The organism is Paeniglutamicibacter quisquiliarum, from assembly GCF_019084045.1.
GTDB lineage: Bacteria > Actinomycetota > Actinomycetes > Actinomycetales > Micrococcaceae > Paeniglutamicibacter > Paeniglutamicibacter quisquiliarum.
In genome coordinates this window covers 106042-125595 of sequence record NZ_JAHRED010000007.1, presented here as the reverse complement: position 1 = coordinate 125595, position 19554 = coordinate 106042, and the positions used below count along the sequence as shown (strand labels likewise).

General features: G+C 65.5%; 16 protein-coding genes. 12 read left to right on the top strand and 4 right to left on the bottom strand.

Translation table 11 applies throughout. The annotated features are described in order from the left end of the window. Nucleotides 1–132 precede the first annotated feature (132 nt). The 8 genes from KRR55_RS13595 (at nucleotide 133) to KRR55_RS13560 (ending at nucleotide 12243) form a co-directional block, all read left to right on the top strand. Entirely contained in the window at nucleotides 133–1773 is a 1641-nt protein-coding gene (locus KRR55_RS13595) for a peptide ABC transporter substrate-binding protein (RefSeq protein WP_217389646.1), read from the top strand. A 165-nt stretch (nucleotides 1774–1938) separates the two neighbouring features. Next, entirely contained in the window at nucleotides 1939–2865 is a 927-nt protein-coding gene (locus tag KRR55_RS13590; RefSeq protein ID WP_217389645.1) for an ABC transporter permease, read from the top strand. Between the two features lie 19 nt (nucleotides 2866–2884). After that, a complete protein-coding gene (locus tag KRR55_RS13585; RefSeq protein ID WP_336245126.1) occupies nucleotides 2885–3871 on the top strand; it encodes an ABC transporter permease in 987 nt (328 codons plus the stop codon). A gap of 4 nt (nucleotides 3872–3875) precedes the next feature. Next, entirely contained in the window at nucleotides 3876–5576 is a 1701-nt protein-coding gene (locus tag KRR55_RS13580) for a dipeptide ABC transporter ATP-binding protein (protein ID WP_254456198.1), read from the top strand. Between the two features lie 451 nt (nucleotides 5577–6027). Then, nucleotides 6028–7830 (top strand): ABC transporter family substrate-binding protein, encoded by a 1803-nt coding sequence (locus tag KRR55_RS13575; RefSeq protein WP_217389643.1) that lies wholly within the window; start codon nucleotides 6028–6030, stop codon nucleotides 7828–7830. A gap of 114 nt (nucleotides 7831–7944) precedes the next feature. Next, nucleotides 7945–9462: an ABC transporter permease gene (locus KRR55_RS13570; protein WP_217389642.1), complete on the top strand. Its 1518-nt coding sequence runs from the start codon at nucleotides 7945–7947 to the stop codon at nucleotides 9460–9462. A 40-nt stretch (nucleotides 9463–9502) separates the two neighbouring features. Beyond that, nucleotides 9503–10543 carry an ABC transporter permease gene (locus tag KRR55_RS13565; RefSeq protein WP_217389641.1) on the top strand — a complete coding sequence of 347 codons (1041 nt, stop codon included), beginning with the start codon at nucleotides 9503–9505 and terminating at the stop codon, nucleotides 10541–10543. Next, a complete protein-coding gene (locus tag KRR55_RS13560) occupies nucleotides 10540–12243 on the top strand; it encodes an ABC transporter ATP-binding protein (RefSeq protein WP_217389640.1) in 1704 nt (567 codons plus the stop codon). Before KRR55_RS13565 ends, KRR55_RS13560 begins: the two co-directional genes overlap by 4 nt. An 87-nt stretch (nucleotides 12244–12330) precedes the next feature. Here the strand turns inward: KRR55_RS13560 and KRR55_RS13555 are convergent, their stop codons facing one another. Both KRR55_RS13555 and KRR55_RS13550 read right to left on the bottom strand, forming a co-directional pair. Further along, a complete protein-coding gene (locus tag KRR55_RS13555) occupies nucleotides 12331–12795 on the bottom strand; it encodes a GNAT family N-acetyltransferase (RefSeq protein ID WP_217389639.1) in 465 nt (154 codons plus the stop codon). Nucleotides 12796–12832: 37 nt separating this feature from the next. Beyond that, nucleotides 12833–13447, bottom strand: a complete 615-nt coding sequence (locus tag KRR55_RS13550; protein WP_217389638.1) for a TetR/AcrR family transcriptional regulator — start codon at nucleotides 13445–13447, stop codon at nucleotides 12833–12835. Between the two features lie 245 nt (nucleotides 13448–13692). Between KRR55_RS13550 and KRR55_RS13545 the strand changes: the two genes are divergently transcribed. Continuing rightward, nucleotides 13693–14856: an acyl-CoA dehydrogenase family protein gene (locus KRR55_RS13545; protein WP_217389637.1), complete on the top strand. Its 1164-nt coding sequence runs from the start codon at nucleotides 13693–13695 to the stop codon at nucleotides 14854–14856. Nucleotides 14857–14999: 143 nt separating this feature from the next. Then, entirely contained in the window at nucleotides 15000–15530 is a 531-nt protein-coding gene (locus KRR55_RS13540) for a MaoC family dehydratase (RefSeq protein ID WP_217389636.1), read from the top strand. A gap of 11 nt (nucleotides 15531–15541) precedes the next feature. Here KRR55_RS13540 and KRR55_RS13535 read toward each other — a convergent pair whose 3' ends face one another. Together KRR55_RS13535 and KRR55_RS13530 are read right to left on the bottom strand one after the other, a co-directional pair. After that, entirely contained in the window at nucleotides 15542–16207 is a 666-nt protein-coding gene (locus KRR55_RS13535; RefSeq protein ID WP_217389630.1) for a response regulator, read from the bottom strand. Next, entirely contained in the window at nucleotides 16204–17778 is a 1575-nt protein-coding gene (locus KRR55_RS13530) for a sensor histidine kinase (protein WP_217389778.1), read from the bottom strand. Before KRR55_RS13530 ends, KRR55_RS13535 begins: the two co-directional genes overlap by 4 nt. 258 nt (nucleotides 17779–18036) lie before the next feature. Between KRR55_RS13530 and KRR55_RS13525 the strand changes: the two genes are divergently transcribed. Then, nucleotides 18037–19044 (top strand): Bug family tripartite tricarboxylate transporter substrate binding protein, encoded by a 1008-nt coding sequence (locus KRR55_RS13525; protein ID WP_217389629.1) that lies wholly within the window; start codon nucleotides 18037–18039, stop codon nucleotides 19042–19044. After that, nucleotides 19041–19544, top strand: a complete 504-nt coding sequence (locus KRR55_RS13520; protein ID WP_217389628.1) for a tripartite tricarboxylate transporter TctB family protein — start codon at nucleotides 19041–19043, stop codon at nucleotides 19542–19544. The genes KRR55_RS13525 and KRR55_RS13520 overlap by 4 nt, the downstream gene beginning before the upstream one ends. Nucleotides 19545–19554 lie beyond the last annotated feature (10 nt).

Sequence of the window (19554 nt, the reverse complement as noted above, 5' to 3'; positions counted from 1 at the left end):
TCGAAGCAGTCGTTCATTGGTTGTTTCAGAGATTTATGAGTAGTGTCACTTGTGAGTGATGAGACTCACCATGGTTGGCGCTGCACAAAACACTCGCTCACGCCAACCAAACAAACTCGTTGAGGAGAAAGAATGCGTTACAACCGCACCTCGAAGGCCCTTGTGCTTTCCGCAGCCCTGGCCCTTACCCTGACCGCCTGTGGTGGCGGCGGCGCAGAGGAAGCCGACGAAACCACCGGCGGAGATCCGTCGAAGGTCATCACGGCGAACTCGACCGAACCGCAGAACGGCCTGTTGCCGGCCAACACCAACGAGGTTGGTGGCGGACGCGTGATGGATCTGCTCTTCACCGGGCTGGTCAGCTACGACATCGACGGCAAGCCGGTCAATGAACTGGCGGAGTCCATTGAGACCACCGACGCCAAGACCTACACCATCAAGATCAAGACCGGCCAGAAGTTCACCAACGGCGAGGCCGTCACGGCCAAGTCGTTCGTGGACGCCTGGAACTTTGGCGCCGCAGCCAAGAACGCGCAGCTGAACTCGTACTTCTTCGAGTCCATCAAGGGCTACGACACGGTTAGCGCCGAGGGTGCCACCGAGGAGACCATGGAGGGCCTGAAGGTCGTGGACGACACCACCTTCACCGTTGAACTCAAGCGCGCGGAGTCCGACTTCCCGCTGCGCCTGGGCTACACCGCCTTCTACCCGCTGCCCGCCGCCGCATTCGAGGACCCGAAGGCCTTCGGCGAAAAGCCTGCAGGCAACGGCCCGTACAAGCTGGCCGAAGACGGCTGGAAGCACAACGTTCAGATCGACCTGGTCCCGAACGCCGACTACTCCGGCCCGCGAACCGCGGCCAATGGCGGCGTTTCGTTCAAGATCTACAGCACCTTCGATGCCGCCTACCAGGACCTGTTGGCCAACAACCTCGATGTGCTCGACCAGATCCCGCCGAGCGCTCTGCAGAACTACCAGGACGACCTCGGCGACCGCTGGGTCAACCAGGCATACGCGGGCAACGCCACCATGACGATTGCCAGCTACCTGCCCGAGTTCAAGGGCGAGGCCGGCGAGCTGCGCCGACAGGCCATCTCGATGTCCATCAACCGCCAGGAAATCATCGACAACATCTTCTTCGGCGGCAAGCAGATCGCCAAGGACTTCACCTCCCCGGTCCTCGACGGCTACTCCGATGCCCTCCCGGGCAACGAGGTGCTGACTTTTAACGCCGAGAAGGCCAAGGAACTGTGGGCCGAGGCCGACAAGATTGATCCGTGGCCGGCCGACAAGACCTTCACCATGACCTCAAACATCGATGGTGCGGGCAACAAGGAATACATCGAGGCAATGGCCAACCAGATTTCCAACACCCTGGGAATCAAGGCCGAGCTGAACCCGATCCCGACGTTCAAGGAAATGCGCGAACTGGTGGTCTCCAAGAAGCTCACCGGGGCCTCGCGCGCCGGCTGGCAGGCAGACTACCCGTCGCTCTACAACTTCCTTGGCCCGCTGTACGGCACCGGTGCCGGTTCCAACGACGGCGACTACTCGAGCAAGGAATTCGACCAGAAGCTGGCCGAGGGCCTTGCCGCCACCTCCGTCGAGGAAGGCAACAAGATCTTCAACGAGGCCCAGCAGATCCTGCTCAAGGACCTGCCGGTGATCCCGCTGTGGTACCAGGCTGTCCAGGGTGGCTGGAGCGATCAGGTCACCGATGTGAAGTTCGGCTGGAACGGGGTACCGGTTTACAACGCCATTGTCGGCAAGTAAAGCGTCCTACCACAGCTCCAAAACGCGAGAAAGGGGGACCCGACCTGGGTCCCCCTTACTTGCGTGAACCGGCAAGGCATCCCCGCCCGCCAACCCAAAATTCCTTACAAGGAGTAGTCCCTTGATCGAATCGATCACCCCCACAACACCCACGGTGGCAGTTCCATGATTTTGTTTACCTTCAAGAGATTCCTGCAGTTGATCCCTGTATTCTTCGGGGCAACGCTGCTGGTGTATTTCTTGGTCTTTGCCACACCGGGAGACCCCATCGCCGCCCTATCCGGCGGCAAGCCGATGAGCCCGGCCGTTGAATCCGCACTGCGCGCCCAGTACAACCTGGACCAGCCGTTCTGGGTCCAGTATTTCCTCTACCTCAAGAACCTGGTGACCTTCGATCTGGGCCAGACATTCTCGGGCCAACCCGTGGCAGACGTCATTGCCCGGGCGATGCCGGTGACTGCACGCCTCGCTGTGATGGCGCTGGCCATTGAGGCCTTTTTCGGCATCATCTTCGGCGTCATCGCCGGGCTTAAGAAGGGCAAGCTCTTTGACTCCACGGTGCTGGTTGCCTCGTTGATCGTCATCGCCGTTCCCACCTTCGTCCTGGGTTTCGTGCTGCAGTTTATCGTCGGGGTAAAACTCGACTGGGCAAAACCCACCGTTGGTTCGACTGCGCCCTGGGGCGACCTGATACTGCCAGCCACCGTCCTGGGACTGGTCTCGCTGGCCTATGTGCTGCGACTGACCCGCACCTCGATCATCGAGAACAAGCAGGCAGACTATGTGCGCACCGCAACGGCGAAGGGCCTGAGCCGCCGCCGGGTGGTCATGGTCCACATCCTGCGCAACTCGCTGATCCCGGTGGTCACGTTCCTCGGGGCCGACCTTGGCACCCTCATGGGCGGCGCGATCGTCACCGAAGGCATCTTCAACGTCCCGGGTATCGGCAACCTGGTTTACCAGGCCGTACTCAAGGGTGAAACCCCAACCGTCGTGGCAGTCGTCAGCGTCCTCGTGGTTGTTTTTGTTATCGCTAACCTCGTCGTTGATTTGCTCTACGCGTGGCTTGACCCAAGGATCCGCCTTGTCTGAGAATCCAACTCCCGAAATCATCGAACCGACCGCGTCGGCTCCACGTGTCCGCGCCGGAAAGATCTCCAGCCGCCGGATAGAGCACTATGTGGCACCGCTTGAGGAAACCCCGCTGCAGTCAGTGGATAAGGTCGACGAAACGGCTACGCCACTGAGCATGTGGGCCCAGGCCTGGCGCTCGTTGCGCACCCAGCCGCTGTTCATCATCTCCGCGGCGCTCATCCTCCTGGTGATCGCCGTGGCCGCCTTCCCCGGGCTGTTCACCAGCACCAGCCCGACCAGCTGCAGCCTCGAGTTTGCGCGCCAGGGCCCCTCGGCCGGACACCCCCTGGGCTTCACGTTCCAGGGCTGCGACATCTATGCGCGCATCATGTACGGTGCCCAGGCCTCGGTGCTGGTCGGATTGTTCACGACCATCGCAGTGGTCGTCTTTGGCGGCATCCTCGGCGCGCTGGCAGGCTACTACGGCGGCTGGCTCGACGCGATCCTGGCCCGACTGGCCGACATCTTCTTTGCCCTGCCGCTGATCCTTGGTGCGATCATCATCATGCAGCTGCCGGCATTCCGGGAGAACCGCAGCATCTGGACCGTCATCATCACCCTGGCAATCTTCGGCTGGCCACAAATGGCCCGCATCACCCGCGGTGCGGTCATCGAGGCCAAGAGCTCGGACTACGTCATGGCCTCGCGCTCGCTTGGCCTGTCCAAGTTCAAGACCCTGGTCAAGCACGTGGTGCCGAACTCCCTGGCACCGGTCATCGTGGTTTCGACCATCTCGCTGGGCATCTACATCGTCGCCGAGGCGACGCTGTCGTTCCTGGGACTCGGGCTGCCACCGAGCATCATGAGTTGGGGCAATGACATTGCCTCGGCGCAGATCTCCGTGCGCAACAACCCCGAGATCCTCATGTGGCCGGCACTGGCACTGTCCATCACGGTGTTGAGCTTCATCATGCTCGGGGACGCCGTGCGCGACGCACTCGATCCAAAGTCACGTAAGGGCTAGCACCATGAGCGAATTATTGAAGAAACCCACCATGTTCGACTCGGCGCAGGACGACCTTCCGCTGCTGGAAATCAGGGACCTGGCCATCACCTTCACCACTCCCGAGGGGCCGGTCAACGCGGTGCGCAAAGCCCACCTGACGGTGATGCCCGGGGAGACCGTGGCGATCGTGGGGGAGTCGGGGTCCGGAAAGTCCACCACCGCGCTGTCGGCCATCGGCCTGCTGCCCGGCAACGGCAAGGTCACCGCCGGCCAGATCATCTTTGACGGCGAGGACATCACCCACGCCGACGAGAAGCGCATCATCGAGCTTCGCGGCAGCTCGATCGGCATGGTTCCCCAGGACCCGATGTCCAACCTCAACCCGGTGTGGAAGATCGGCTTCCAGGTCCAGGAAACCCTGAAGGCCAACGGCCTGGCGGGAAGCAACTCCAAGGAACGCGTCGCCCAGGTCCTGTCCGACGCGGGGCTGCCCGACGCGGCAAAGCGCGCCGGGCAGTACCCGCACGAGTTCTCCGGCGGCATGCGCCAGCGCGCGCTGATCGCGATCGGGCTGGCCTGCCGGCCCCGCCTGCTGATCGCCGACGAGCCCACGAGCGCGCTGGACGTCACGGTGCAGCAGCAAATCCTGGACCACTTGGACACCATGACCAGCGAACTGGGCACCGCGGTGCTGCTGATCACCCACGACCTGGGTCTTGCCGCCGAGCGCGCCGAGAAGATCGTGGTCATGTACAAGGGCCAGGTCGTCGAGTCCGGCCCGGCACTGGAGATCCTGCGCAACCCGGTGCACCCCTACACCCAGCGCCTCGTTGCGGCGGCACCCTCGCTGGCCTCCAAGCGGCTGCAGTCGCAGCGGACGGAGGTCGCTGAGGAAATCAACGCCGTGGTGAAGGCCGAACACGAAATCACCGACGACGATGTCCTGCAGATCAAGGACCTGACCAAGGTCTTCAAGATCCGCAAGGGCCTGGGACGCAGCGAGGACTTCACCGCTGTGGACAACGTGTCCCTCTCGGTCAAGCGCGGCACCACCACGGCGATTGTGGGGGAGTCCGGCTCGGGCAAGTCCACCGTGGCCCAAATGGTGCTGAGCCTCCTGGAGCCAACGTCGGGGTCCGTCATCTTCGATGGGCAGGAAATGAGCAACAGGAGCGAAAAGGACCTGTTCAAGTTCCGCCGGCGCGTCCAGCCGATCTTCCAGGATCCCTACGGTTCCCTGGACCCGATGTACAGCATCTACCGGACCATCGAGGAACCGCTGAGGATCCACGGGATCGGCAATGCCAAGTCCCGGCAGACCCGGGTGAAGGAGCTGCTGGAACACGTCTCGATGCCATCTTCCACGATGCATCGCTTCCCCAATGAGCTCTCCGGAGGCCAGCGCCAGCGCATTGCCATTGCGCGTGCCCTGGCGCTGAACCCGGAGGTGATCATCTGCGACGAGGCGGTCTCTGCCCTGGACGTGTTGGTGCAGGCCCAGATCCTGAACCTGCTCAACAAGCTGCAGGAGGAACTGAACCTCACCTACCTGTTCATCACCCACGACCTGGCCGTGGTGCGCCAGATCGCGGACGACGTCTGCGTGATGCAGCATGGCCGTGTCGTGGAGTATGCCACCACCGACGAGGTGTTCAACAACCCGCAGAGCGAGTACACCAAGAACCTGCTCCGCTCCATCCCCGGTGCCACGTTGAGGCTGTAAATGGATGTGAGGAGTCGGTAAGGTTTCCGCAATAAAAGAACGCAGGTGGAGGGGCAAACCGGAAGGTTTGCCCCTCCGGTTGCTTAAGCCGGGATCCCGCCCGACAGGCCGATTCACGGGCGGCGAAGGCCCGTTCGGGCCATGTTTCCAAACTGTTATAAATTGCCCGAGCGCCAACCCGACTACTTGCCGGTAGTAATTGGCAAAACTCAATGTGAAGTAGATCCTTGATTTTTAGCGGTTGTAGCGCCCGTCACGTTTGTTGCGGGCGTCGGTGGTGACGCGGGTCACCAAGTGGAGCGCCGATTGCCCCAAAAATATGAAGCGGTGTTTTTATATCCAACCGGCGAAATCGGCGCTATGGTTCTAAATTGTGGGGCATCGCACACTGCATGGACCGCATCCGGGTGGAATCCCGGCTTCATTTGGATCAAGCTAATTAGGAGGAGAAATGCGTTTCCAACGTATTTCCAAGGCTGTTGCGGTGGGTGCTGCGCTCGCACTGGCGCTCAGTGCATGTGCCCCCGGCGGCCAGAACGCAACGCCTTCGGAGTCGTCGCCGGCCGCTTCGAGCGGCAAGTTCAGCGTCGAACCGGCGAACACCGGCCTGGCCGACCTTGGCGACATCACGACCAAGGACGACTCGGTCAGCTATTCGGTCGGCGCCGAGGACTTCATCAGCTACAACGGGTTGACCCCCGAGTCCTACAGCACCTATAACTCCGCCATCACCGACAGGCTCTTTGCCAGCTTCTACTACTTCGGCACGGACGGAAAGGTCTACCCGAACGAGGACCTGGGCAAATACGAGGTCGTCAGCGAAGACCCGATGACCATCAAGTACACCATCAACCCCGAGGCTAAGTGGTCAGACGGCACCGACATCACGGTTGCCGACGCGGTGCTGGCCTGGGGCGTGCAGAACACCAACCTCGCCGACGGCAAGAAGCCGCTGTTCAACTCGGTGTCACAGGACCTCGGACAGACCATCCCCAAGGGTCCCGAGGGCGACGCGGCCGGCAAGGAATTCACCGTCACCTACGCCAACCCGGATCCGGACTACGCCATCCAGACCATGATCTACAGCCCGGCCCACGTCGTGGCGAAGCAGGCTGGCATGAGCACCGAGGAAATGGTCGACGCCATTCGCTCGGGCGACTCCGCCGCGCTGAAGAAAGCCGCTTCCTTCTGGAACACCGGCTGGAACACCTCACCGGGCAAGTTGCCCGCGGCCGACCTCATCCCGGTCTCCGGACCGTACAAGCTGGGCAGCTGGGAGGCCGGCCAGTCCGTAACCCTGGTGGCCAACGAGAACTACTACGGCACTCCGGCGGCAACCAAGGAACTGGTCATCCGCTTCGCGGCGCCCGACACCATGGTCCAGGCGCTGCAGAACAGCGACATCGATGTCATCGAGCCACAGGCGACTGTGGACACGCTCGCGCAGCTGACGGCACTGGGCGACTCGGTCCAGATCCACCAGGGCGACACCCTCACCTGGGAGCACCTCGACTTCAACTTCGCCAAGGGCGCGCTCTTCTCGGACAACCTGGAACTGCGCAAGGCCTTCGCCATGTGCGTTCCGCGCCAGCAGATCGTGGATAACCTGATCAAGCCGCTGAACCCGGAGGCCGAGGTCATGAACGCCCGCGAGGTCTTCCCGTTCCAGGACAGCTACGACGATGTCGTGGCCGCCGCCTACGCCGGCCAGTACGACAACGTCGACATCGAGGGAGCCAAGAAGATCCTCGAGACCGAAGGCGTCGACAAGCCCAAGGTCCGCATCGGGTACTCCGCGCCGAACCCGCGCCGCGCCGAGGAAGTCGCCATGATCAAGTCCTCCTGCGACCAGGCGGGCTTCGAGGTCGTCGACGCAGGCAACGCGGACTTCTTCGCACCCGGCGGCACCATGGAACGCGGCGACTACGAGGTTGCCCTGTTCGCCTGGGCCGGATCCGGCCAGATCACCTCCGGCGAGAACATCTACGGCACGGACAAGCCGCAGAACTACGGCCAGTATTCCAACACCGAGGTCGACGCGGCCTGGGAGCGTCTGACCACCACCTTGGACACCAACGTCCACGCGGAGGAAACCAAGAAGATCGAAAAGCTCCTGTGGGATGACCTCTTCGGCATCCCGGTCTTCGCCCACCCGGGCCTGGGGGCATCCGCCGCGGACGTGCTCAACGTCCGCAAGACGGCCACCCAGAACGGGCTGGTCTGGAACGCGGAACAGTGGGTCCGCGCCGAATAGCCGATCGACGGTAAAACGGTAAGAACGTGGGGCCTGGCGCAACCAGCGTCGGGCCCCACGTGTCCGTTGGCCCCCGGGCCGCGGGCACATCGGCTAGAAAGGTAGCTACTTGCAGTGTTGAGATTCATTCTCCGCAGGCTGGGCGCGTCGATAGGGATCCTATTCGCGGCCTCGCTCCTGCTCTACGTCCTCGTGATCAACTCCGGCGACCCGCTGGCGGAGTTGCGGGAAAGCAATGCGGAAAACCGCGAAAACCTGATGCAACGGCGCATCGAGTTCATGAACCTGGACATGCCCTGGTACCAGCGCTACTGGACCTGGCTGGTCGGCGTCGGCAAGTGCTTCGCGCTCCAGTGCGACCTGGGCACCAGCCGCCAAGGCGTGGAAGTCAGTGCGCTGCTCGGACTGGCGGCCAGTTCCACCCTGCGCCTGGTCCTGCTGGCCACGGTGCTCGCCGCGATCCTCGGGATCGCCATCGGCGTCTTGACTGCTGTGCGCCAGTACTCGGGCCTCGACTACGGCGTTACGTTCCTGACGTTCATGTTCTTCTCGCTTCCGGTCTTCTGGGCCGCAGTGCTGCTCAAGGAATACCTCGCCATCGGCTATAACGACTGGATGGAGGACCCTGCCTTCTCGGTGCCGCAGATTGCCGCCATCGCGGTCCTTGTCGGCTTCCTCATGCAGGTCTTCCTGGGTGGCACGCCCAGACGGCGCATTGCCACCTTCGCCGTGGCGGCCGCCTTCGTGGCGATAGTCATCCCCTACCTCACCTGGCTGAACTTCTTCCGCTTCCCGCAACTGGGCTTCGGCGGGGTGCTGGTGCTCGGGCTCGGCGTGGCCCTGAGCGGCACCGCCATGTCGGTGGGCCTGCGAAACACCAAGGTGCTTTACCCGGCGCTGGCCACCGTTGCCCTGGGCGCGATCGTCTACTTCGCGTCTTTCGGCCTGCTGGAGAACCCGAACTGGTTCGTCCTGGCCATCGGAGCCGTCCTCGCCGTGGTTATTCCGGCGCTGTTGGGCAAGTACCTGGGCGGGCACCTGGCCGTCCCGGCGATGGGCGTGGGAATCGCCACCGGCATCGTCATGGCCGGGCTGACGACCCTTGACCACATCTTCCGGGCCTGGCCCGGATTCCTGGCGCTCAAACCCCGGCCGATCGCGACCATCGGGTCGCAAACACCGAACTTCGTCGGCACCTTCTGGGAGGATTTCCTGGACAAGGGCACCCAGCTGCTGTTGCCCACCATCCTGCTGGCGATCATCTCGCTGGCCAGCTACAGCCGCTACACCCGCTCCTCGATGCTGGAGGTCGGACAGCAGGACTACATCCGCACGGCCCGATCCAAGGGGCTGAGCGAACGCACGGTGATCTTCCGCCATGCCTTCCGCAACGCGATGATCCCTATTGCCACCATCGCGGCCTTCGACTTCGCCGGCCTGATCGGCGGAGCGGTGATCACCGAGTCGGTCTTCGGCTGGAAGGGCATGGGCGAGCTGTTCCGAACGGGCCTGATGCAGGTTGACCCCGCTCCGGTGATGGCCTTCTTCCTGGTGACGGGCACCGCTGCGGTCCTGTTCAACATGCTGGCCGACATTTTCTACGCCATTCTGGACCCGAGGATCAGGGTATGAACAAGCACACGAACCACGCAAGCGCACGGGAGGGCCGGGCATGACCATCGAAAAGGAACCCACCGAGGTCCCCGCCGTCCTGCTGGCCGAGGCCGAGGACGCGGCGCTGGCACGCAAGGACAGCGTATCGCTGAGCCAGGGCCAACTGGTCCGCCGACGCTTCGTCGCCCACCGGGCCGCCATGATCTCCACCGTCGCGCTGGCCTTCATCGCCGTGATGGCCTTCTCTTCCATCGGCTATGCGGGCATCCCGGGCTGGTGGGACAAGGACTACACGATGGCCGGGAGCGTCATCGACGGGGGAAGGCCCACGTTCTCGCTGCTGCCCACCTGGCTGGGGGGCACGGGACTTGCCTGGGGCGAACACCCCTTCGGCCAGGATTCCACGGGCAAGGACTACTTCGCCCTGGTGATGCGCGGCACCCAGCAGTCGATCATCATCGCGGTGATCGTCGGGATTGTGGCCACCGTGATCGGGGCCGTCGTCGGGGCCGTCGCCGGCTACTACCGCGGCTGGGTCGATGCGGTGCTGATGCGCATGACCGACCTGTTCATCGTGATTCCGCTGCTGGTCCTGGCCGCGGTGCTCGGGCAGATCGCCTCGCGCACCGGCAACACCACCGTGGTGTTGGCGCTGGTGCTTGGCCTGGTCACCTGGACCGGCCTGGCCAGGTTGGTGCGCGGCGAGGTGCTCTCGCTGCGCGAACGCGAGTACGTTGCGGCAGCGCAGTCCATGGGCGCAAAGACCAGCAGGGTGATCCTCAAGCACCTGCTGCCCAACACCATTGGCGTCATCGTGGTGAACGCGACGTTCGCGATCGCCGGGGCCATCCTGCTGGAGACCTCGCTGTCCTACCTCGGCTTCGGGGTCAAGGCCCCGGATTCGTCCCTGGGCCTGCTCATCAGCCAATACCAAAACGCCTTCACCAACCGGCCCTGGCTGTTCTGGTGGCCGGGCATGATCATCCTGGCGATCGCGTTGAGCGTCAACTTCCTGGGCGACGGGTTGCGCGACGCCTTCGATCCGCGCCAGACCCGCAAGGCCAGGCGCCGCAGCAAGAAGGAAGAGGTTTCCGAATGAGCATCACCTCACCCCCGGCAAACGACAGAGGAACGGCGCTGAGCTTCGAGAACCTGTCGGTCTCCTTCGAGACCGAGTTTTCCGACGTGCACGCGGTCAAGGGCCTGTCACTGGAGGTGTACCCCGGCGAAGTGGTGGCCCTGGTGGGCGAATCGGGCTCCGGCAAGTCGGTGACCTCCACCGCCGCCATCGGGTTGCTGCCCTCCAATGCCTACATCACCGGCAAGGCGCTGGTCGGCGGGGTCAACGTGGTGGGCATGGCGGAGAACAGGATGCGCAAGATGCGCGCCACCGACATTGCCATGGTCTTCCAGGAACCCATGACGGCGCTGAACCCGGTGCTCACCATTGAGCGCCAGCTCACCGAGTCCCTGGAACTGCACGGCCTGGCCTACGGCAAGGACGCCACCAGGCGGGCCATCGAGCTGCTGGACATGGTCGGCATCCCCGACCCGGCCAAGCGCATCAGGCAGTACCCGCACCAGTTCTCCGGCGGCCAGCGCCAGCGCATCGTGATCGCCATGGCGATCTCCTGCGACCCGAAGGTCATCATCGCCGACGAGCCGACCACGGCGCTGGACGTCACGGTGCAGGCCGAGATCCTTGACCTTTTGCGCGAGCTGAAGGACAAGCTGAACACCGGCATCCTGCTCATCACCCACAACATGGGCGTGGTGGCCGATCTGGCCGACCGCGTCGCGGTGATGTTCCACGGCTCGCTGGTGGAAACCGGCACCGTGGACCAGGTGCTCAACAACCCGGTGCACCCGTACACGCAGAAGCTGCTGGCCTCGGTGCCCCGGCTTAAGGCCGTGGACGTGACCGGGGGCTGGACGCCCGAGCCCGTCGCCCCGGTGGACCCGAACCGCACGCTGGTCCTCGAAGCCAGGAACCTGGTGCTCGAATACGACATGCGCGGCACCAAGTTCCGGGCGGTCGATGACCTGTCCTTCGAACTGGCCCGCGGGCAGATCCTGGGCATCGTGGGGGAGTCGGGCTCCGGCAAGTCGACCGTGGCCAAGGCCGTGCTGGGGCTGCTGCCCGTGGCCTCGGGCGTGCTCGCGGTCCACGGCACCAACCTGGCCACGCTGCGGCCCAAGGCTGCCCGGGCCGTCCGCGCCAAGATCGGGGTGATCTTCCAGGACCCCGCGGCGTCGCTGAACCCGCGCTTCCCGATCGGCGACTGCATCACCGAGCCGATGGTGGTGCACAAGGTCGGCAGCCGCGCCGAGCGCATCCGGCGGGCCGGGGAGCTGCTGGAAGCGGTGCACCTGCCGCGCTCGGTGCTCAACCGCTACCCGCACGAGCTCTCCGGCGGCCAGCGCCAGCGCGTGTGCATCGCCCGCGCGCTGACCCTTGACCCGGAACTGCTGATTGCCGACGAGCCGACCAGCGCGCTGGACGTCTCGGTGCAGGCGGCGGTGCTGGAAATGATCCAGGAGCTGCAGGCCCGCTACGAGTTCGCCTGCCTGTTCGTCAGCCACGACCTGGCCGTGGTGGACCTGCTGGCGCACCACGTGGTGGTCATGAAGGACGGCAAGTCGGTGGAGCAGGGCAGGGTCTCGGACGTGCTGCACGCCCCGCAACACGACTACACCCGCCGGCTGCTGGCGGCGGCCCCGGTGCCCGAGCCCCGCGAACAGGCAGTGCGCCGCGAGGCGCGCCGCCTGCTGCTCGAATTGGAGACACCGAAGGGCTGATCCGCGCTGGACACAACAGAGGCCGGGATCTCCGCGGGGATCCCGGCCTCTGTCATGCCCCCAGTGGGCGAAGTCTGCAGGTGGGAGCTAGCTGAGCTCCATGATGAATTCCTTCACGACCGCGGCGCGGGCGTTGGAGAAATCGGCCGACTCCTCGATGACCTTGAAACCACGTCGTTCCAGGACCTTGATGGAGCCGATGTTGTCCTGCGGCACGCGGGCGCGCAGCGGGCGGGCCGTGTACTCGGCCAGGAACGCGTCAACGGCCGAGGTGGTGATGCCCTGGCCCCAGTAGCGGCTGGCGGTCCAGAAACTGATCTCCGGGATCGTCTCGTTCTCGAAGACCAGGATCGAACCTGCGACTTCGCCGTCGTGCTCGATGGTGCGCACAATGACCTTGGGGTCGTTGATGATCGAACCCCAGTGGTGGTCGAAGACCCCGCGGTCCGCCGGGTTCCGGGCCGTGAAGGCAGCCATGAGGTTGGCTTCGGGATCCTGCTGGTGTTCGAAGAACTGATCCAGGTCTTCGGGCTGCAAAGGCCGTAGATGCACGGTCACTGCCTCTCTCTTTGTGGTCAACGTCTAGGCCCTAGCCTACCGGGGTGAACAGGGCGGATGCGGCCATCTGGTTCAGCAGCCGCCGCAATCCCGCCTTGGAGGTGCGCGGGGAGTGCGCCGAATGGGCGGTTGAGTTGAGCAGGCCGAAGGCCGCGTGGGCGCGGAACCGGATGACGGCGTTGGTTTCCTGCGGGTGGATCAGGTGCAGCTGCTCGGTCCACAGGGCGATGTAGGCGCGTTGCAGCTTGCGAACCAATTGCAGTTCGGCCGCCGGCAGGGTCTCCAGGTTGCGGTCCTGGACCTGGATGATGTCCGGGCGGGCCAGGGCGAAGTCGGTGTGGAAGGCGATCAGCCGCTTCAACGTCTCGTCGGCGGTGCCGCCGGCGCCGACAACCTTCTGGCCGCCGTCCAGCAGGTCCTGGCTCATGCCCACCAGCAGGGCGATGAGCACCGCCGACTTTCCGGAGAAGTGCCGGTACACCGCCGGCCCGCTGATGCCGCAGGCGGCCCCGAGGTCCTCCAGCGAAACCCCGGCATAGCCGTGGATGGCGAAGAGCCTGGTGGCCTCGGTCAGCAGGTCCTCGCGTCGCTGTGCCTTGGCGCGTTCGCGGTCGGTCGATGCAGGGTCCTTGGGAATGTCGTTCACCCTCCACCGTTCCTTCGTGTCTCGGCCCGGCGGCCGCCACAGGACCGCCGGTGCAACTTTCTCCCGGAGGCTGGACAAGTGTGGCGCGCGCCACTAGCCTCGGACTCAGTTAATGATCACTAACAATACGTGGTCAACCGGCAAAGCCCAAGCGAAGCGCAACCAAGCAACGTTTGGCCTCGCGGCCCACCCGGCCCGCGGCCATCGGGCGGCCCCGGCAACCAGTGAAAGGTGCACAGGGAAAAATGATCAACCTGGAACTCAACGACGACTACCTGGAACTCGCCAAGACGGTGCGGGAGTTCGCCAACGAGGTCGTGGCGCCGGTGTCGGCCAAGCACGACGCGGCGCATTCCTTCCCCTACGACGTCATCGCCCAGATGGGCGGGATGGGGCTTTTCGGCCTGCCCTTTGACGAGGACTTCGGCGGCATGGGCGGGGACTATTTCGCGCTGTCCCTGGCCATCGAGGAACTGGCCCGGGTCGACCAGTCGGTGGCCATCACCCTGGAAGCCGGCGTCAGCCTGGGGGCCATGCCCATCCACCGCTTCGGCACCCAGGCGCAAAAGGAGCGCTGGCTTCCGGCGCTGTGCTCCGGGGCGGAACTTGCGGGATTCGGGCTGACCGAGTCCGGCGCCGGCTCGGATGCCGGCGGCACCGCCACCACCGCCGCGCTGCAGGACGGGCAGTGGGTGGTCAACGGGTCCAAGGAATTCATCACCAATTCCGGCACCGACATCTCCACGCTGGTCACCGTCACCGCCGTCACCGGCACCCGGACCAAGGCCGACGGCTCGATCGCCAAGGAGATCTCCACGATCCTGGTGCCGCGGGACACCCCGGGATACACCGTGGACCCCGCCTATGACAAGGTCGGCTGGCGCGCCTCGGACACCCACCCGCTGAGGTTCGAGAATGCGTCAGTCCCCGAGGAAAACCTGCTGGGGGAGCGCGGGCGCGGCTACGCCAACTTCCTGTCCATCCTCGACGAGGGCCGCATCGCGATTGCCGCGCTGGGAACCGGGGCGGCCCAGGGCTGCCTGGACGAGGCCACTGCCTATGCCAAGACGCGGAAGACCTTCGGCAGCCCGATCGGCTCAAACCAGGGGATCTCCTTCAAGATCGCCCGGATGGCCGCGCGCGTGCACACCTCCCGCCTGGCCTACTATGCGGCCGCGGCGAAGATGCTGGCGGGCCAGGACTTCAAGACCGAGGCGGCCATCGCGAAGCTGGTGGCCGGCGAGGCCGCCATGGACAACGCCCGCGACGCCACGCAGATCTTCGGCGGCTACGGGTTCATGAACGAGTCCCTGGTGGCCCGGCACTACCGGGACTCGAAGATCCTGGAAATCGGCGAGGGCACCACCGAGGTCCAGCTGCTGCTGATCGCCCGCTCGCTGGGTCTTTAGGCATTTCGGGGGCGAACGCCCCGAAAGTTTGTAGGATACGAGAACAAGGATCTTCGTGGGCCGCTTTCTCCGCCGCACCGCTCCCGTGAAGGGGAGGCGGGCGGCGGGGAAATTCCCACACAAGGACAAGGGGCGTGAGGGACATGTCGGAGCGAGACGACGTCAAGGAAATCCACGAGCGGGGCCTGTACTTCGAGGAATTGGATGCCGACGCGGTCTACGTGCACTCCCCGGGGCGCACCATGACGGAGGCGGACAACGTCCTGTTCACCTCGCTGAGCATGAACACCCAGGCGCTGCACCTGGACGCCGCCTTCGCCGCGACCCAGCCCTTCGGGCGGCGGGTCATGAACTCGATGTTCACCCTGGCCACCATGGTGGGCCAATCGGTCTCGCAGCTGACCCAGGGGACGCTGATGGGCCAGCTGGGCCTGACCGACGTGCGCTTCCCGCATCCACTCTTCCCGGGGGACACGCTGTACACCCAGACGCACATCGTCGACCTGCGCCCGTCGAACTCCCGGCCCGGGCTCGGGGTGGCGACCTTCGCCCACGTGGGCAAGAACCAGGACGGCATCACGGTGGCGGAGGCGACGCGCGTGTGCCTGATGTTCACGCGCGAGGCCCACCAAAAACTGCAGAACGGCACCTTCGGCGAGGACGACTGGCTGTAGCCGGCCCGCAGCTAGGCCCCGCGCCGGCTGTACCGGCGCTCCGGGCGCCCGCCGCCGTAGCGCAGGTTCACCTGCGCCTGGCCGACCTCGTTGAGGTACTCCAGGTAGCGCCGCGCGCTGACCCGAGACAGGCCCAGCATCTCGCCGACCTCCAGCGCGGAGAGGTCAGCCTCCGCCTCGCGCAGGATGGCCTGCACCCGCTCCATGGTTTCCGCCGCGCAGCCCTTGGGCAGCGGCCTGTCGGCCCCGGCCATGCCGAAGACCGCATCGACGTCGGACTGCTCGGCGGTGGCGGCCGAACCCAGCGAACGGTAGGTGCGCCGGTAGTGCTCCAGGCGCTGGTGCAGGTCCTCCTGGGTGAACGGCTTCATCAGGTAGTGCACGATGCCCCCGCGCAGCGCCCGGCGCACCGTCTCGGCCTCGCGGGCGGCGCTGATCACCAGCACGTCGAGCTCCGGGACCTCCGCGCGCAACTGGCCCAGCAGCTCCAGCCCGTAGATATCGGGCAGGTGGATGTCCAGCAGCACCAGATCGGGCTGGATCCGGCGGGCCTCGGCTAGGGCCTGGGCCCCGGTGCGGGCGACCCCCGCGACCTCGAAGCCGGGCATCTGCGCCACGAATCCCGAATGGATCCGCGCGACCATGAAGTCGTCGTCGACGATGAGCACCTTGATCATGGCTGAACCCTTTTCCCCAGGCGGGCGGTGAAGACCGCCCCCTGGTCGTTGGCGACCGTGACGTCGCCGCCGCGGCGCAGGCACACCAGGCGGGTCAGCGCCAGGCCGAAGCCGCGACCCGCCTCGGAGGAGGAGGCCTTGGTGCTGTAGCCCTGCACGAAGATCTTAGCAACGTTCGACTCGTCGACGCCCTCGCCCGAGTCGTGCACCGTGACCACCACCGTCTGGCCCTCCTCGGCCAGCCGGACCTTGACCCGCGCGTCGGGTCGCCCTGCCACCGCGTCGATGGCGTTGTCCACCAGGTTGCCGACCACCGTGGTCAGGTCCCGCGACAGCGCCTCGTCCACCCGGCCCAGCTGCGAGGCAGGATCCAGGTCGATGCCCACGCCCCGCTCCGAGGCCAGCGCTGACTTGGCAATAAGCAGCGCGGCCACCGTGGGGTCTGCCACGCGGTGGGTGACGTCGTCCAGCAGCCGGGTGCGGCTGAAGCTCACCCCGTTGACATAGGAGAGCACCTCGTCGTATTCCTCCAGCTGGATCAGCCCGGAGATGGTGTGCAGCTGGTTGGCGAACTCGTGGGTCTGGGCGCGCAGCGTCTCGGTGGTCATGCGCGTGGCCCCCAGTTCCTTTTCCAGGGTCGTCAGCTCGGTGCGGTCGCGCAGCGTGGTCACCGAGCCGACCAGCCGGCCGCGCGCCTCCATGGGGCGGCGGTTGAGTACCACCATGCGCTCGCCGACCAGCACCAGCCGGTCCGCCTCTGCCTGCTTCATGGTCAGCACCTCGCGCAGGGCCGCGTCGATGGACAGGTCCGCCAGGGTCCGGCCCTCGCTGTCCTCGGGCCAGCCCAGCAGCCGGCGGGCGGCGTCGTTGGCCAGGGTGATGCGTTCGCGCAGGTCGATGGCCACCACGCCCTCCTTGACGCCGTGCAGGATGGCCTCGCGGTGTTCGACCAGCCCGGTGATTTCCGCCGGCTCCAGGCCCAGGGTCTGGCGCTTGACGCGGCGGGAGAGCAGGAGCGAGCCGAGCGTGCCCACTGCCACCGAGACCCCCAGGTAGACCAGCAGGTTGGGGGTGGCCTCCAGCAGGCGTTCGAGCAGCGAGGGGTAGCTGCGCCCCATGGCGGAGAATCCCACGAGCCGTCCGCCGTCATCGAGCACCGGGACGTGCGCCTCGAGCATCTTGATGCCGCCGCGCTGCGTGGACCCGGTCCATGCGCGGCCCTCCATGACGTCGGATTCGCCCAGCGGGAACTTCTCCCCGAGCAGGGCGGGATTCGAGGCGGTCACGACTGTCCCCTCGGCGTTGACCAGCACCGCCTCGCTGCTGCCGGAGACCGAGCGCACCGACTCGGTGATCGAGGGCAGGGCCGAGCCGAAGCGGGGCCTGGCCTCGGGCAGCAGGGCGCGCACCAGCGGGGTCGCTGCGAGGTTTTCGGCAGCCGCCAGCGAACGCCGGGACTCGACGCGTTCAAAGGTCTGGGTGGCCTGGGCCAGGGACATGGCAAGGACTCCGGCCATGACGGCGAGAAGGATCAGCAATTGCAGTCCCAGGAACTGGCCCGCGAGGCTCAGCCGGGCGGTGCGGCCCCAACGCGGGGCGGGGGAGTGGCCGGGCACCGGCGGTCCTTTCCGTGCCATGACGCACCCGGCGCCAATCGCCCGGTCCGGCATATGCCATCGGCGTGAACTCTACCCAAATCGGGCATCCGCGCCGAATGTGACCGTGAACACTATGTACACAACTTTCTTTGCGAACACAAGAATTGCCCGGCCCTGCTGGCGGCCTAGTGTGGTGCACATCATTCACTCGCATTTGAGATGGGAATCACCATGGGACGAACCAATATCTTGAAGCTGGCAGCGGTCGCCGCCGGCATCATGCTCGCCGCCACCGGCTGCGGGGTCACCGGCAACGACGCCGGCGCCTCAGGCAGCGCGGCCGAATCCGGCCCGGTGACCGGCCTGCGCATCATGGTCCCCAACAGCCCCGGCGGCGGCTACGACACCACGGCCCGCGTCGGCGCCAAGGTCATGGAGGAAGCGGAGATCGCCAAGTCGGTGGAGGTCTTCAACCTTGCCGGCGCCGGCGGCACCGTGGGGCTGGCCCGCATCGTGAACGAAAAGGGCAACAACGACCTGGGCATGCTCATGGGCCTGGGCGTGGTGGGCGCGAGCTACACCAACGACACCGACGCCCGGCTGACCGACACCACCCCGATCGCCCGGCTGATCCAGGAGCCGGGGGCCATCATGGTCTCGAAGGACTCCCCGTACAAGACCATCGAGGACCTCGTCGCGGCCTGGAAGAAGGATCCGTCCAAGCTGGCCGTCGGCGGCGGCTCCTCGCCGGGCGGCCCCGACCACCTGCTGCCGATGCAGCTGGCCCAGGCCGTGGGCATCGACGCGAAAAAGGTCAACTACGTCTCCTACGACGGCGGCGGCGACCTGCTGCCGGCGATCCTGGGCAACAAGCTGGGCTTCGCGGCCTCCGGTGCCGGGGAATTCCTCAAGCAGATCCAGTCCGGCGACGTCCGCGTGCTCGCCACCTCCGGCGCCGAGCGCCTCGAGGGCGTTGATGCCCCGACCCTGAAGGAATCGGGCATCGACCTGGAATTCAGCAACTGGCGCGGCCTGGTGGCCCCTCCGGGCATCAGCGACGAGGCCAAGGCCCGCTGGATCGCCACGCTGGAGAAGATGCACGCCTCCGAGGAATGGAAGGCGGCACTGAAGACCAACGGCTGGACCGACGCGTTCATCACCGGGGACGAGTTCGCCGGCTTCCTCACCGACCAGGACAAGCGGGTCTCCGACGTCCTGACCGCCCTGGGATTGGCATGAAACCAGTAGCCGTTTGGCTCAAGGACCGCTCCGAGCTGGGCTTCGCGGCCCTGCTCGGGGCGGTCGGGGCCATGGTGCTGGTCGATGCCGCGGGGCTGAACGTGCCCTACCAGCAGTCCGACGGGCTGGGTCCCAAGACCGTTCCCTACATCGTGGGGACCCTGCTGTTGGTCTGTGCCGTCCTGCTCGCGGTGAACATCCTGCGCGGGGGAGCGGCAGAGCCGGAGGACGGCGAGGACATCGAGATCGGGACGCCCATCGACTGGAAGGTCGTCGTTCCACTGGTGCTGGTCTTCATTCTCAACATCCTCTTCATCGACCTGGTGGGCTGGCCGATCTCCGGGACCATCCTCTTCTGGGGCAGCGTCCTGGCCCTGGGCGGGCGCAACTACATCCGTGACGGACTGATTTCCGTGGCCCTGGCCGTGGGCACCTTCTACGGCTTTTACCTGGGGTTGGGCATCCACCTGCCGGCCGGCTTGCTCAAGGGAGTGCTCTAAGTGGAAACAT

Coding starts and splice junctions, on each gene's coding strand:
- KRR55_RS13595 (WP_217389646.1), top strand. CDS start 133: ATGCGTTACAACCGCACCTCGAAGGCCCTTGTGCTTTCCGCAGCCCTG.
- KRR55_RS13590 (WP_217389645.1), top strand. CDS start 1,939: ATGATTTTGTTTACCTTCAAGAGATTCCTGCAGTTGATCCCTGTATTC.
- KRR55_RS13580 (WP_254456198.1), top strand. CDS start 3,876: ATGAGCGAATTATTGAAGAAACCCACCATGTTCGACTCGGCGCAGGAC.
- KRR55_RS13575 (WP_217389643.1), top strand. CDS start 6,028: ATGCGTTTCCAACGTATTTCCAAGGCTGTTGCGGTGGGTGCTGCGCTC.
- KRR55_RS13565 (WP_217389641.1), top strand. CDS start 9,503: ATGACCATCGAAAAGGAACCCACCGAGGTCCCCGCCGTCCTGCTGGCC.
- KRR55_RS13560 (WP_217389640.1), top strand. CDS start 10,540: ATGAGCATCACCTCACCCCCGGCAAACGACAGAGGAACGGCGCTGAGC.
- KRR55_RS13545 (WP_217389637.1), top strand. CDS start 13,693: ATGATCAACCTGGAACTCAACGACGACTACCTGGAACTCGCCAAGACG.
- KRR55_RS13540 (WP_217389636.1), top strand. CDS start 15,000: ATGTCGGAGCGAGACGACGTCAAGGAAATCCACGAGCGGGGCCTGTAC.
- KRR55_RS13535 (WP_217389630.1), bottom strand. CDS start 16,207: ATGATCAAGGTGCTCATCGTCGACGACGACTTCATGGTCGCGCGGATC.
- KRR55_RS13525 (WP_217389629.1), top strand. CDS start 18,037: ATGGGACGAACCAATATCTTGAAGCTGGCAGCGGTCGCCGCCGGCATC.
- KRR55_RS13520 (WP_217389628.1), top strand. CDS start 19,041: ATGAAACCAGTAGCCGTTTGGCTCAAGGACCGCTCCGAGCTGGGCTTC.